We start from the raw sequence: 12506 nt of genomic DNA, 5'->3' as shown, positions 1-12506 counted from the left end.
CCCTATTTGTCAATGATCCAGTCAGGGCGGTGAACCCCTGGCGGGGCCAGGACGATTCGCGGACGGCAAATCGGCCTCTATCAGGGCCTATACGCGCCGTATACCGGCCCGTCCGATGCTCGACCCGATCCCGCCCCCTGTGTGGGGCGAACTCTCCTGGTCCGTTTCGTGGAGGCACCATGCGCAGATCGAGGATCGTCGCCGTCCTGCTCGCCGGCTTCGCGGCCGCGGCGGTCACCCTGACGGGGACCTCCGTGCACGCGGCGAGCGTGGCGGACGACCCGTCCCTGCTCCACCGGCAGGCCCGCTCGGACGCGGAGCTGCGTCAGCAGGTGGAGCTTCAGCTGAAGGTCGCCCCGGGAGGCGTCCAGACGAGCCGCAACGAGATCTCCTACGACAACGGCAGGTTCGTGGTGACCTACGCCCTCCCCGGTCAGGCCGCCGTTGCGGCCGGGGTCGCCGACTGCCCGTCCAGCTGGTACTGCTTCTACGACGGGAAGAACTTCGGATACCCCCGGGGAAAGCTTCACGACTGCGGCTGGCAGGACCTCGCCACCTGGGGGTGGAACGACCGCACGACCTCGGTGCACAACAACACCGACTGGCAGGTGGCCTTCTACGAGCACGATGACCTGGGCAACCCGGCGTACGGCCATCAGTTCGACTACGCGCTCTGGAGCTCAAGCCCGCACGCGGGCTGGAGCTACGTGGGGGACGTGAACAACAACCGGGCGGACCACGTGGAACTGTTCTGCTGACGACGCCCTCCGACCCGGGCGGGCGCCTTCGGCCCCGCCCGGACGCGTGTCCTCCAGTCCGGGGCCTGGAGGACACGGCCGCATCCGACAATAAAAATTGTCTTGACAGCTGAACTCGTCGGCTGCGAGTCTGGGTCACGCAAGCGCGAGACAGAGGAGATCCGGATGCGCAAGATCGTCGCCAGCTTCTTCATGTCCCTCGACGGCGTCGTCGAGTCGCCCGACCAGTGGCACTTCCCCTACTTCAGCGAGGAGATGGGCGCGGCCGTCGGCGCGCTGATGTCCGAGTCCGACGCCATGATGATGGGCCGGGTCATGTACGAGAGCTGGGCGGCCTACTGGCCGAGCAAGGCCGGCACGGACGACCCCTTCGCCGACTTCATCAACACCACCCGCAAGTACGTCGTCTCCTCGACCCTCGACACGGTCGACTGGCAGAACTCCACCCTCGTCACCGGCGACTTCGTCGAGGAGATCACCAAGCTCAAGCGGCAGCCGGGCAAGACGATCGGCATCAGCGGCAGCACGAACCTCGTCCGCTCGCTGATGCGGCACAACCTGCTCGACGAGCTCCGGCTGCTGGTCCACCCCATCGTGGTGGGCAAGGGCCAGCGCCTGTTCGAGGAGGGCCTGGAGATCCCGATGACGCTCACGTCCTCGGAGACCTTCCCGACCGGCGTGCTGTCCCTCGCCTACCAGCCCGTCGCGCAGGCGGACGTACGGCCGGAGCATGGGTAGTATCCGGCCACGTGACCGAAGCGCAGCACGTGATCCGGCAGGTCTCCTCCCGAATCGTCTACAGCAACCCGTGGATGACGGTCCTAGAGGACGCGATCGAGCACCCTGACGGCTCTCCCGGCCTGTACGGATACGTGGCCAGGCCCGACTTCGTGCTGATCGTGCCGGAAGAGGACGACGGCTTCCACCTCGTGGAGGAGTACCGATACCCGATCGGCCGCCGCTCGTGGAGTTTCCCCCAGGGGTCGGCCGAGGCGGACACGCGTGAGGACGAGGCCCGGCGCGAGCTGGTGGAGGAGACCGGGCTCCAGGCCGGCCTGCTGCGCTATCTCGGGCGCATGGACAACGCGCACGGCATGACCGACCAGGGGCTGCACGTCTACGTGGCCACCGGCCTCACCAGGGGCGAACCCCACCGCGAGCACACCGAGCAGGACATGCGCCAGCGGTGGGTGCACCGCACCGAGTTCGAGCAGATGATCCTCGACGGCGTCGTCAGCGACTCGTCGTCCGTCGCCGCCTACCTGCTCTGGCGGCTCCGCCGAGCGTGACCGCGGAGCCGTACGGCCGTGTCGTTTCCGTACAAGACCCGCGTGAGCGTCCCGCCTAATCTTCCATTCGCAGCCACCGTCATACGACACAAGGAGCGGAGCACATGGCCAGGATCGTCGCGAACTTCTTCATCTCGCTCGACGGCGTCGTCGAGTCGCCCGACCAGTGGCACTTCCCCTACTGGAACGACGAGATGGGGGCCGTGGTCCAGGCGGGCATGCAGAACTCGGCCGGGATGCTGATGGGCCGCACGCTGTACGAGGAGTGGTCCGCCTACTGGACGACGACGGACCAGGACCCGGAGATCGCCGAGGCCTTCAACAACGCCCCCAAGTACGTCGTGTCGACCACGATGGAGAAGGCGGACTGGAACAACACCACCGTCGTCAACGGCGACGTCGCGGCCAGGCTGCGCGAGCTCAAGGAGCGGATCGAGGGCGGCGACCTCCAGATGTCCGGCAGCGCAACGACCGTGCGGTGGCTTCTCGCCAACGGGCTGCTCGACGAGCTGAACCTGCTCGTCCACCCGATCGTCGTCGGCCGCGGGCAGCGGCTGTTCGAGGACACCCCGACGCACAAGCTGAAGCTGGTGAAGTCCGAGACGTTCAAGACCGGCGTGCTCCACCTGAGCTATGTCCCGGACGCCGGCTGACGGCGCGCTTCAGACGTAGTAGCCCTCGACGGGCACGCGCGCCTCGTCGAAGAGCGCCGGCCCCTCCTGGCGGAAGGACGACGGGCCGGCCAGCGGCTTGAGCCCGCCGAGCTGATCTGTGGAGAGCGCGAAGACGACGCGGCCGAGTCCGGAGCGCTCGATGGCACCCGCGCACATGCCGCACGGCTGGCAGCTCGTGTACATGGTGGCGCCGGCCGCGGCTGCCGGGCCGAGCTCGCGGGCGGCCCAGCGCGCGAGCTTCAGCTCGGGATGCGCGGTGATGTCGGCCTCCGTGAGCGAGGTGTTGCGCTCCTCGGCGAGCACGTCGCCGTCCGGGCCCACCAGCAGCGAGCCGAACGGCGGGTTGCCGCCCGCTCGGGCCTCGGCGGCCAGCTCGATCGCCCTGCGGAGGAACTTCTCGTCGTCGAGGGTCATGAATGCTCCTTCGTGTACGCGGCGGCCACCGTCTCGAGCGTGTGCCACGCCGTCTCCGGATGGTTCGTCTCATCGGGGTCCCCCCGGAAGGGGTCGAGCAGGACGGTCTCCGCGCCCAGGACGCGCAGCCGTTCCAGGTCGTCCATGACCTGGTCGAGGGTGCCCTCTCCGGCCCGGCGTCCCTCGCCCGTCACCGGGGTGCCGGTGAGCCGCAGCAGGATGCGCGGGGCGAGCACGGGTGCGGGACGCCCCAGGCTCTCCGCGACGGCGGCCAGCCGGTCCATCCGCTCGCCCAGCCACGGCAGGGTGAAGCGCAGGGGATGCCAGGCGTCGCCGAGGAGCACCGCCCTGCGGAGAGCGGCGTCGCTGCCGCCGCCGACCCAGATCGGAATGTGCCCGGCCCGGTAGTCCTCCTCGTCCTGCCAGGCCAGGCGCATCGCCCGCAGGTGCTCGTCGGTCAGCGCCCCGCGCCGCTCGTACGGCACGCCCAGCGACTCGAACTCCTGCCGGGCCCAGCCCACGCCCACGCCGAGGACCAGCCGTCCCCCGCTCAACTCCTGGAGGTTGGCCGCCATGCGGGCGGTCAGCAGCGGGTGCCGGTAGGGCAGGATCAGCACGGTGGTGCCCAGCCTGATCCTGGTGGTGATCCCGGCGAGCCAGGACAGCGTGGTGAATGGCTCGTAGAACGGGGCGGGATACTGCTCGGCCACGTCGGGGGTCACCACGACGTGATCGGAGATCATGAGCAGGTCGAACCCGAGCCCCTCCACCGTCTCGGCCCAGCCGCGCAGCACGCCGGGGCGAGTGCCGGGCCCGAAGTTCGGGACGTTGACGCCTAGTTTCACGGGACCAGAGTATTCAGGCGATCAGGCCATCCGGAAGAAAGAACTCCCTGCATACAGGCCGTTCGGCCGTGGATTCGCCGGTATATTCGGCCGATGGCCGAGAGTCTTGATACGACGGACTGGTCCATCCTGGCCGAGCTGCAGCGCGACGGCCGCCTGCCGCTCACCGAGCTGGCCCGGCGGGTGAGCCTCAGCGCCTCCGCGACCACCGAACGGGTACGGCGCCTGGAGGCGGCCGGCGTCATCAGCGGCTACCGCGCCGTCGTCGACCTGGGAAAGGTCGGATACGCCGTGCTCGCCGTGGTGCGGCTGAAGTATCCGGGCAGCCGGCACGAGCCGCTGCACCGGCTGCTCGGCGAACGTACGGAGATCCTGGAGTGCCTGCGCACCACCGGCGACGACTGCTACACGCTCAAGGTCACCGCGACCTCCATGGCCCACCTGGAGAAGGTGGTGGACGAGCTCGCGCGGTTCGGCAGCACCACCACCAACATCGTCTACAGCGAGACGCTCCCCTACCGGGGGCCGCATGCCCCCGTGCCATCGAGCGGGTAGGCGAGGTCGCGGGCCACGACCGACGGCGCTCAGGACGAGACCGCGCCGAACTCGTCGCCAGTCCCGGCGGCCTCGACGAGGCCCTGGCTCCGGCCCGTCAGAAGATCGGCGCCATCGTCCAGGGCTACTCGCCCGAGCAGCAGGCCGTCCTCTTCGACTACTTCGCCCGTGCCGCCGACGCGTACGTGGAGGCCACGGCGGAGCTCCACGGCAAGCGAACCGATTGACGGACCTCGACCAGCCGCGACGTGCCGGGCCGGGTCACGCCTCCCGCGTCAGTCCGGCCGATCCCGCGACGGCGGCGCAGCGGTCCTCGCCGGGAGCCGCCCCGGCGGCGGCGTGCTCCAGCAGTGCCAGGAGGACAGGCCGGTCCTCGGGCGGGAGGGTGGAGAGCAGCTCGTCCTCGGCCTGCGCGACCCGCGCGTCCACTTCGGCGAGGACCCGCCGGCCGTGGTCGGTCGGCACGATGCGCCGCGCCCGGCGGTCGGCCGGGTCCTGCCTGCGCTCCAGGAGACCGCACCCCTCGAACTTGTCGAGCAGATAGGTCATGACCGTGCGGTCGATGCCGAGGCGGGCGGCGAGCGCGGCCTGCGTGGGCGGGGCGTCGTGCACGACCGCGGAGAGCACCTGGTAGCCGCGCACGCCGTGCGGCAGGTCGCGTGAAGCGTCCTCGACGCGTGCGCTCCACTCCCGCAGCAGCACGGTGAGGGACCACCCGAGCACGGAGCCCTGCGACGAACCCTGCGATGACGGCGTCGGGGATTCGGCTGCTTCGCGGGCGGTCACATCATCCACTCTAGCCCGGAATACGATGACTTCTCGATAAGTTGTGTCGCATATCGTCTGCTTGACAGATTACTTCGTGAGAGGCCCGGCATGACGGACTACGGCCACGAACTGGCCTTCGGCACGTTCCTCACCCCGCAGAACCAGGACCCGCAGGGGCCGGTCCGGCTCGCCCAGGTCTCCGAGGCCGCCGGGCTGGATCTCGTGACGTTCCAGGACCACCCCTACCAGCCGGGGTTCCTGGACACCTGGACGTTGCTGTCCTGGGTGGCCGCGCGCACCGAGCGGATCACGGTCTCAGGCAACGTGCTGAACCTGCCGCTGCGCCCGCCGGCCGTGCTGGCCAGGGCGGCGGCGTCGCTCGACCTGCTCTCCGGCGGCCGGTTCGCGCTCGGCATCGGCGCGGGCGGCTTCTGGGACGCGATCGAGTCGATGGGCGGCACCCGCCTGACGCCGGCCGAGTCCGTGACCGCGCTGGAGGAGGCCATCGAGATCATCCGCGGCATCTGGAACGCAGGTGAGCGCCGCATCCTGCGCGTCGACGGCGAACACCACCGCGTCGCGGGCGCCAAGCGCGGCCCCGCCCCCGCACACGACATCCCGATCTGGCTCGGCGCCTACAAGCCGCGGATGCTGCGCCTGGTGGCGCGCGAGGCCGACGGCTGGCTGCCCTCGCTCGCCTACCTCAAGGACGGCGACCTGCGGCGCGGCAACACGATCATCGACGAGGCCGCCGAGGAGGCCGGGCGCGACCCGGCGCAGGTGCGCCGCCTGCTGAACATCAGTGGCGCGGTCGCCGAGACCCGTGAGGGCTTCCTGCAGGGACCGGTCGAGCAGTGGGTGGAGGAGCTGACCGCTCTGGCGCTGGAGGACGGCATCGGCACGTTCATCCTGGGTTCGGACGACCCGCGGCTCATCCAGGTGTACGGAGAGGAGATCGCCCCCGCCGTACGGGAAGCGGTGGCGCGCGAGCGGGCGGCCACCGGCACCGTCCCCGCGGCCGCCCGTCGCGGAGCCGCCGCGATCGCGCTGCGCCGCGACGGCATCGACTACGACGAGGTCCCGGCGAGCCTCGCGGCCGACGCCGTCGAGCCCGGCGACCGCGCCTACGAGTCCGTGCGGCACAACTACCTGCGCGCCGGGTCCCCCGGCCTGGTGCTGCGCCCCCGGACGGTCGATCAGGTCGTCGAGGGGCTCGCGTACGCCCGGTCCCAGGACGTCCCGCTCGGCGTACGCTCCGGCGGGCACGGAATCAGCGGCCGTTCCACGAACGACGGCGGCATCGTGCTCGACCTCGGCGCGCTCAACGCCGTCCAGGTCGTGGATCCGGCCACGCGCAGGGTACGGCTGGGCGCGGGCGCGACCTGGGGCGAGGTCGCCGAGGCCCTGGTGCCGTACGGATGGGCGATCAGCTCGGGCGACTTCGGCGGCGTAGGCGTGGGCGGCCTCGCGACGACGGGCGGCGTCGGCCTGCTCGGGCGCACGTTCGGCCTGACGATCGACCACGTCGTCGCCGCGGAGGTCGTGACCGCCGACGGCCGGGTGCTGGACGCCTCGCGGGAGGAGAACCCCGACCTGTTCTGGGGCCTGCGCGGCGCCGGAGGCAACCTCGGCGTGGTCACCTGGGTCGAGATCGAGGCGATGGAGCTCGGCGACGTCGTCTTCTCCCAGATGACCCTGGACGCCCGTGACACGGCCGGGCTCCTCGAGCGCTGGGGCGCCGCGGTCGAGAAGGCCCCGCGTGAGCTGACGAGTTTCCTCATCCTCTCTCCGGCGCGCCGCGGTCAGGACGCGGTCGCCCAGCTCATGACCGTGTACGCCGGCGCGGACACCGAGGCCGCGGTGAGCGAGCTCGAACGGCTCGCCGAGGCCGGCCCGCTGCTGGGGCACCAGGGATATGTACTGCCCTATTCGGGCGTGGTGCAGCCGGCCGAAAAGCATCACACCGGCGGCGGGAGCCCCGCCGTACGCTCCGGCCTGGTCACCCATCTCGACGGGGACGTGAGCCGCGCCTTCGAGCGGATGGCGCACTCCGGGCTGTCCTACTTCCTGCAGATACGCGCCACCGGTGGGGCCGCGCACGACCTGGCTCCCGACGCGACCGCGTATCCGCACCGGCACCAGAACTTCGTGCTCACGGCCATGGGCGCGGCGCAGCCGGCCCTGGATGCCGCGTGGGACGCCGAGGTCGCGCCGTACACCGACGGCCTCTACCTGTCCTTCGACACCGACACCCGGCCGGAACGGCTGCTCGACGCGTTCGGCGAGGCCAACCTCGCCCGGCTGCGGCGGGTCAAGCGCGCCTACGACCCGGACAACGTGTTCCGCGCGAACTTCCCCATCCAACCGGCGGACGACTGAGCGTCGTGTGCGCGGATCACCCGCGTGCGGGTGATCCGCTTGCCGACTACCCTTCAGGCATGGCTGGCCGGAAGCGGAGCTCACCCCCGCGGCCGATCGCACCGGGAGACGTCGTGGCTGCGTTCTCTGACGCCCTCGACGAGTGGACGGTCGCACAGATCACCGATCTCAACCCGGACGGGGAAACGGCGGGAGTGCTCGAGCTGAACTGGTCGGGCCCGGAGCCCGCCTCGGTGGCGGACCTCGGCGAGGTGTCGGCCCTCGTGCTGACCCATCACTATTGGAATGGGTGCCTTTCCCATTGCAACTACGAGTGGGTCCTTCCGCGCAGTTACACAATCATCGGCTCGTTGCCGCTGTTGTGTACCAAGCCCTCACAGAGCTACTCCACGGGATGGCGGCTCGGCGAGCAACTCGCCTGTCAAAGGCGCTGGGACAGCGGCGAGCGTGACCCTTGGTCGGATCCGCGCGAGATGAGCATCACAGGCGCGGACGTCGACCAGATGACGAACGAACCGGCCGACCCTCGCCGGGACATCCGCCACCTGCACGTCACGGAGGTCGAGTCACTCGACTGCGACCGGCTCGCCGGGCGCTTTCCCGATCTGACGACGCTTTCTCTGTCCGGCGACCTCGGCCTGCTTCTCCACGCGTCGGGTCTCAACCGTCTGGCGTCGCTTCGGCGTCTGTGGATCACCGACCTGTTCGGCATGAGCGCATCCGATGCTCTGCTGCCTGAGTGCGTTCCGGCGCTGGAGACTTTGTGCCTGCACAGCATTCCGCGCGAATACGCCGGAGCGATGCGGTCGAAATGGCGCCCGCAGATCCCGTACGGCACTTTCGTCGACATCACCGCTGCTCGCGCACCTGAGTGGGTCGCGGAAAACCGGGGTAACCCGTTGCGCGGCTGGGATGGTCGCGCGCACATCAGCGGAACCTGCTTCACGAAGGCCGTCGCGCAGTACAAGAAGACGCGCGCGGAACTCATTACAGCGCTGTCGGACTGCTCTCAGGAAAACCAGCCGACCCGGCTGTACGAGATCGGCCGCGAGTACGGCAGGGGCTTCAACCTTCTCAATCGCCGGACACTGTTCATCGAGACCGTGGAACGTGAGGAACTCTTCGCTGCCCTCGACGTCATGGTGAGCGACGCCGAGGCGGCTCTTGGCGTACGACTCGGATCGGCCAGAGACACCCTTGCCGCAGGCGTGGAGGCGGTTCGTGAGTGGTAGACGGCGCGTCCCGCCTGGTCACGCCGACGACCGGACGTCAGGCCCGTTGGAACCGAGCTCCCCAGTCGTGGATCCGGTCGAGCAGTTCGGGCGGCTCGATGACGCGGAATTCGGCGCCGAGCACGCCCAGTGACATGATCGGCCAATCCAGGGAGTGCGTGGTCATCCGGACCCGGCAATGCCCGGCGTCGACCTCCTCGACCGTGCAATAGCGGCCGATCCGCTCGCGCGCAATGGTGGCCGGAGCGTCGACGAGCACCTCCACCCGGTACGGACGAGGCAGGTTGTCGAGGCCGGCACGGACGAACTCGGCGGCGTCGGCGGCGGGCAGGTCCCGGGGGCGGAACCGATAGCCGGTGGCCTCCGGCGCGGTCAGCCGGTCGGCCCGGAAGCTTCGCCAGTCGTGCCGGGTGAGGTCGTACGCGACCAAATACCAGCGGCGGCTGAGACAGACCAGCCGATGCGGTTCGACGTGCCGGTCGGTCTGCCTGCCGTCGGCCGCCTGATAGGTGAAGCGGAGCTGTTCACGGTCGCGGCAGGCCAACGCGACCGTGGTGAGCACATCCGGATCGACGCCCACCCCGGCCGGGCCGCCCCACTCGGCGGGTACGGTCATCGTGCGCAGGGCCTCGACCCGGTGCCGCAGCCGGGCCGGCATCACCTGCACCACCTTGGCCAGCACCCGCACCGAGGACTCGGCGATGCCCTCCACCGCCCCCTGAGCGGCGGTCCGCAGTCCCACGGCCAGGGCGACCGCCTCCTCGTCGTCGATCACCAGCGGCGGCAGTGCGGCGCCCGCGGCGAGCTGGTAGCCGCCGTCGACGCCGCGCTGCGCCTCGACCGGATAACCCAGCTCACGCAGCCGGTCGATGTCCCGGCGCAGGGTGCGTACGGAGACTCCCAACCGCTCGGCCAGTTCGGTGCCCTGCCAGTAACGATGGGTTTGGAGCAAGGAGAGCAGCCGCAACGTCCGCGTGCTGGTGTTCGCCATGTCGCCGATTCTCTCGTCGATTCAGGCCAGAAAGTGACCGCTATGGCTCCTAGCGTGGTCCCTGACCGACGAGCGGAACAACAGAAGGCGGAGAAACTGTGACCACCAACGAGTCGATCACCAGCGACATCGCCGACGCGCCGGCCATCAGCGGCGAGCGCGCCGACCTGCTGGCGGCGCTGGCCACGAACCGGCACTTCCTGCGCTTCACGACCCGCGACCTCACCGACGAACAGGCCGGGCGGCGGACCACGGCCAGCGAGTTGTGCCTGGGCGGCCTGATCAAACACGTCACCCTGGTCGAGCGGAACTGGGTGGACTTCATCCTGAACGGCCCGTCGGCCATGGGTGACGCCACGACCATGACCGAAGCCGACCGGGCCTGGTGGGCCGACCAGTTCCGGATGCTGCCCGGCGACACGCTCGCCGGCGTGCTGGCCGCCTACGCCGAGGTGGCCCGCCGTACGGACGAACTGGTGGCCACCCTGCCCGACCTCGACGTGACCCAGCCGCTGCCGAAGGCCCCGTGGTTCGAGGCGGGCGCGCGATGGTCGGCCCGCCGGGTGCTGATGCGCATCATCGCCGAGACCGCCCAGCACGCCGGCCACGCCGACATCATCCGCGAGTCCCTGGACGGCGCCAAAAGCATGGGCTGAGTCGCGAGGACGGGCAATGCAGAAGACGACCGCCGGCTTGAGTCTCGAGTAGCTCGAAGGTGCAGGCTCGTCGTGTGACTGACGGAACAGAGCTATACACCGTGGGCCGAATCGCTCGACGTACCGGTCTTTCGGTTCACACCATCCGCTTCTGGTCCGACAGCGGTCTGATAGCACCCACCGACCGCTCGGCCGGTGGCTACCGGCTCTACGACGCCGCCGCCGTGGCCCGATTCGACCTGGTCCGGGCCCTGCGCGAACTCGGTATCGGGCTGGAGGCCGTCCGGAGGATCCTGGCGCGGCAAGCCACGGTGGCCGAGGTGGCCGAGGTGCACGCCCAGGCGCTGGACGCGGAGATCAAGGCTCTGAGACTTCGCCGCGCCGTGCTCCGCACGATCGCCAAGCGCGGCGGCACAACCGAGGAGACGACGATGACGCACAAACTCGCTCACCTGTCCGCCGCCCAGCGGCAGCAGGTCATCGACGGGTTCATCGAGAACACGTTCTCGGGGATCGCACTGGATGACGACGCCGAGGTGGTCGCGACGTGGATGCGGGAGCTGCCCGATGAGCTGCCGGACGACCCGACCCCAGGCCAGGTGGACGCCTGGATCGAGCTGACCGATCTGGTCGGCGGCGAGGACTTCCGGCAACGGCTCCGGCGGATCGCCCTGGCCGGTGCCTCATCGATGTCGTCGCGCTACGGCTATGCGCTCCGGTCACCGACCCTGGAGCACGCCAACCGGGCGATGGCCGAATCGATCACACCGGAGTCGGCCGAAGGCCGGTCGATTCTGAACCTGATCATCGAGCCCGGCATGCCGGCCGATGAACGCGCCGAACTGCGTCGGTGGCTTGAGACCGTCGCCGACGCCCGAGTGGAGCGCTACTGGCAACTGCTGGCCGTGCTCAACGGCCGTGAGCCCGCGCCGTCGGCCATGCCGGCTTTCACCTGGCTGATCGCCGCCATCCGCGCCCACGGCTGAGCCGCCCGCCCCTCGTCATCGCCGATTCGGGGTGTCATTGGGGCGGGCCGGCCGTTGCGAAGGGTGTGGTCCGGGACGATGCCGGGCCGGCCCCTACAGCGGAGTGAGCGGTTCGGCCTGGTAGGCCCGGTGCAGCATCTGCACGAAGGATGACGCTTCGGGCAAGGACACAGCGCCGATCCGGCGCACCGGCACTCCCGGGGTCCATGAGTTCATCACCACGGCCCCCGCCAAAGCCGGCAGGTCCGCGAGCGTGACCTCCTGGACGCGTTGGGGCACACCGAGGCGATCCAGTTGCCGCCGGACGATACCCATCGTGGTGCCGCTCAGCATCTCGGCCTCGGGCCACACCACGGCCGCGCCGTCCCAGAAGGCCAGATTCCAGATCGACCCCTCGCTGAGCCGGCCCCGACGGTCGACGAAGGCGGCGTCGTCGAAGCCCTGTCGAACGGCCTGACGGGGAAAATACGTCTTGGCTATCTCGCCGACATGCTTCACGGCCGGGAGGACCCGTTCGTACTCGACCACTGCCAGCGTGAGCGGGCCCGGCGGGCCGGACGCGGCCGGTCCGGTACGCACCAGCAACTCGGGCTCCGAAGAAGCCCCTGTCACCGTGAACCCGCCTATTGGGGGGTAAACGGTGGCTGTCAGCGAAAGGTCGGCCGGACCGGCCTGTAGCGCCGCCCGCAGACAGGCCCGCACTCGATCGTCGGGCAATGCCCGGCCGAACAGTTCCATGGAGGCGGATCGCAGCCGCTCCAGATGGAGGTCGAGGCCCCGGACCCGGCCTCCACGTACCTGCATGGCAGTGAAGTGGGCATAGCCCCCGAAGGCGAGCGGCGCCAGCTCTTCGGCGCTCGCCGCGTGGCCATTACGTTGAGCAACATAAGAGGACATACATCGCTCCAGCAGTGCGATATGGATTGGACTGCGGACAACCGCCATGGGCGACGTTAATG

General features: G+C 69.8%; 15 protein-coding genes. 9 read left to right on the top strand and 6 right to left on the bottom strand.

Annotation, left to right across the window (positions count from 1 at the left end; translation table 11 throughout):
- Window positions 1-179 precede the first annotated feature (179 nt).
- The 4 genes from FH610_RS35405 (at window position 180) to FH610_RS35390 (ending at window position 2700) form a co-directional block, all read left to right on the top strand.
- Window positions 180-758 (top strand): peptidase inhibitor family I36 protein, encoded by a 579-nt coding sequence (locus tag FH610_RS35405; RefSeq protein ID WP_041952943.1) that lies wholly within the window; start codon window positions 180-182, stop codon window positions 756-758.
- A gap of 165 nt (window positions 759-923) precedes the next feature.
- The gene (locus tag FH610_RS35400; protein WP_139579605.1) at window positions 924-1496 is read left to right on the top strand and encodes a dihydrofolate reductase family protein; all 573 of its coding nucleotides are present in this window, start codon (window positions 924-926) and stop codon (window positions 1494-1496) included.
- Between the two features lie 11 nt (window positions 1497-1507).
- Complete coding sequence (locus FH610_RS35395) at window positions 1508-2047, top strand: NUDIX domain-containing protein (protein ID WP_240809392.1); 540 nt, start codon at window positions 1508-1510, stop codon at window positions 2045-2047.
- A gap of 104 nt (window positions 2048-2151) precedes the next feature.
- A complete protein-coding gene (locus tag FH610_RS35390; protein WP_041952945.1) occupies window positions 2152-2700 on the top strand; it encodes a dihydrofolate reductase family protein in 549 nt (182 codons plus the stop codon).
- Window positions 2701-2709: 9 nt separating this feature from the next.
- On the opposite strand, the gene FH610_RS35385 is transcribed toward FH610_RS35390, so the two are convergent.
- Together FH610_RS35385 and FH610_RS35380 are read right to left on the bottom strand one after the other, a co-directional pair.
- Entirely contained in the window at window positions 2710-3135 is a 426-nt protein-coding gene (locus tag FH610_RS35385) for a nucleoside deaminase (RefSeq protein ID WP_139579604.1), read from the bottom strand.
- The gene (locus tag FH610_RS35380; protein ID WP_139579603.1) at window positions 3132-3980 is read right to left on the bottom strand and encodes a TIGR03619 family F420-dependent LLM class oxidoreductase; all 849 of its coding nucleotides are present in this window, start codon (window positions 3978-3980) and stop codon (window positions 3132-3134) included. Before FH610_RS35380 ends, FH610_RS35385 begins: the two co-directional genes overlap by 4 nt.
- A 93-nt stretch (window positions 3981-4073) precedes the next feature.
- On the opposite strand from FH610_RS35380, the gene FH610_RS35375 reads away from it, so the two are divergent.
- Complete coding sequence (locus tag FH610_RS35375; protein WP_139579602.1) at window positions 4074-4535, top strand: Lrp/AsnC family transcriptional regulator; 462 nt, start codon at window positions 4074-4076, stop codon at window positions 4533-4535.
- Window positions 4536-4564: 29 nt separating this feature from the next.
- Here the strand turns inward: FH610_RS35375 and FH610_RS35370 are convergent, their stop codons facing one another.
- Both FH610_RS35370 and FH610_RS35365 read right to left on the bottom strand, forming a co-directional pair.
- On the bottom strand, window positions 4565-4744 hold the full coding sequence (locus FH610_RS35370; protein WP_139579601.1) for a hypothetical protein: 180 nt from the start codon (window positions 4742-4744) through the stop codon (window positions 4565-4567).
- A gap of 52 nt (window positions 4745-4796) precedes the next feature.
- Complete coding sequence (locus tag FH610_RS35365; protein ID WP_205826302.1) at window positions 4797-5321, bottom strand: MarR family winged helix-turn-helix transcriptional regulator; 525 nt, start codon at window positions 5319-5321, stop codon at window positions 4797-4799.
- Window positions 5322-5411: 90 nt separating this feature from the next.
- Between FH610_RS35365 and FH610_RS35360 the strand changes: the two genes are divergently transcribed.
- Window positions 5412-7682 carry an LLM class flavin-dependent oxidoreductase gene (locus FH610_RS35360; RefSeq protein ID WP_139579600.1) on the top strand — a complete coding sequence of 757 codons (2271 nt, stop codon included), beginning with the start codon at window positions 5412-5414 and terminating at the stop codon, window positions 7680-7682.
- Window positions 7683-7795: 113 nt separating this feature from the next.
- Window positions 7796-8914 carry a hypothetical protein gene (locus FH610_RS35355; RefSeq protein ID WP_205826301.1) on the top strand — a complete coding sequence of 373 codons (1119 nt, stop codon included), beginning with the start codon at window positions 7796-7798 and terminating at the stop codon, window positions 8912-8914.
- Between the two features lie 37 nt (window positions 8915-8951).
- On the opposite strand, the gene FH610_RS35350 is transcribed toward FH610_RS35355, so the two are convergent.
- Window positions 8952-9905, bottom strand: a complete 954-nt coding sequence (locus tag FH610_RS35350) for a helix-turn-helix transcriptional regulator (protein ID WP_139579598.1) — start codon at window positions 9903-9905, stop codon at window positions 8952-8954.
- A 98-nt stretch (window positions 9906-10003) separates the two neighbouring features.
- Between FH610_RS35350 and FH610_RS35345 the strand changes: the two genes are divergently transcribed.
- Window positions 10004-10561 (top strand): DinB family protein, encoded by a 558-nt coding sequence (locus tag FH610_RS35345; protein ID WP_139579597.1) that lies wholly within the window; start codon window positions 10004-10006, stop codon window positions 10559-10561.
- A gap of 101 nt (window positions 10562-10662) precedes the next feature.
- Entirely contained in the window at window positions 10663-11547 is an 885-nt protein-coding gene (locus FH610_RS35340) for a helix-turn-helix domain-containing protein (RefSeq protein ID WP_240809391.1), read from the top strand.
- Window positions 11548-11640: 93 nt separating this feature from the next.
- Here FH610_RS35340 and FH610_RS35335 read toward each other — a convergent pair whose 3' ends face one another.
- Window positions 11641-12444, bottom strand: coding sequence for an aminotransferase class IV family protein (locus FH610_RS35335; protein WP_139579595.1), 804 nt, complete (start codon window positions 12442-12444; stop codon window positions 11641-11643).
- Window positions 12445-12506: the final 62 nt, after the last annotated feature.

Source organism: Microbispora catharanthi (genome assembly GCF_006334915.2).
GTDB lineage: Bacteria > Actinomycetota > Actinomycetes > Streptosporangiales > Streptosporangiaceae > Microbispora > Microbispora catharanthi.
This window is presented reverse-complemented; position numbering and strand designations above follow the sequence as displayed.

Bases quoted from the DNA above. Each gene is read 5' to 3' on its own strand.
- FH610_RS35405 (WP_041952943.1), top strand. From the start codon at position 180: ATGCGCAGATCGAGGATCGTCGCCGTCCTGCTCGCCGGCTTCGCGGCC.
- FH610_RS35400 (WP_139579605.1), top strand. From the start codon at position 924: ATGCGCAAGATCGTCGCCAGCTTCTTCATGTCCCTCGACGGCGTCGTC.
- FH610_RS35390 (WP_041952945.1), top strand. From the start codon at position 2,152: ATGGCCAGGATCGTCGCGAACTTCTTCATCTCGCTCGACGGCGTCGTC.
- FH610_RS35385 (WP_139579604.1), bottom strand. From the start codon at position 3,135: ATGACCCTCGACGACGAGAAGTTCCTCCGCAGGGCGATCGAGCTGGCC.
- FH610_RS35375 (WP_139579602.1), top strand. From the start codon at position 4,074: ATGGCCGAGAGTCTTGATACGACGGACTGGTCCATCCTGGCCGAGCTG.
- FH610_RS35360 (WP_139579600.1), top strand. From the start codon at position 5,412: ATGACGGACTACGGCCACGAACTGGCCTTCGGCACGTTCCTCACCCCG.
- FH610_RS35350 (WP_139579598.1), bottom strand. From the start codon at position 9,905: ATGGCGAACACCAGCACGCGGACGTTGCGGCTGCTCTCCTTGCTCCAA.
- FH610_RS35335 (WP_139579595.1), bottom strand. From the start codon at position 12,444: ATGTCCTCTTATGTTGCTCAACGTAATGGCCACGCGGCGAGCGCCGAA.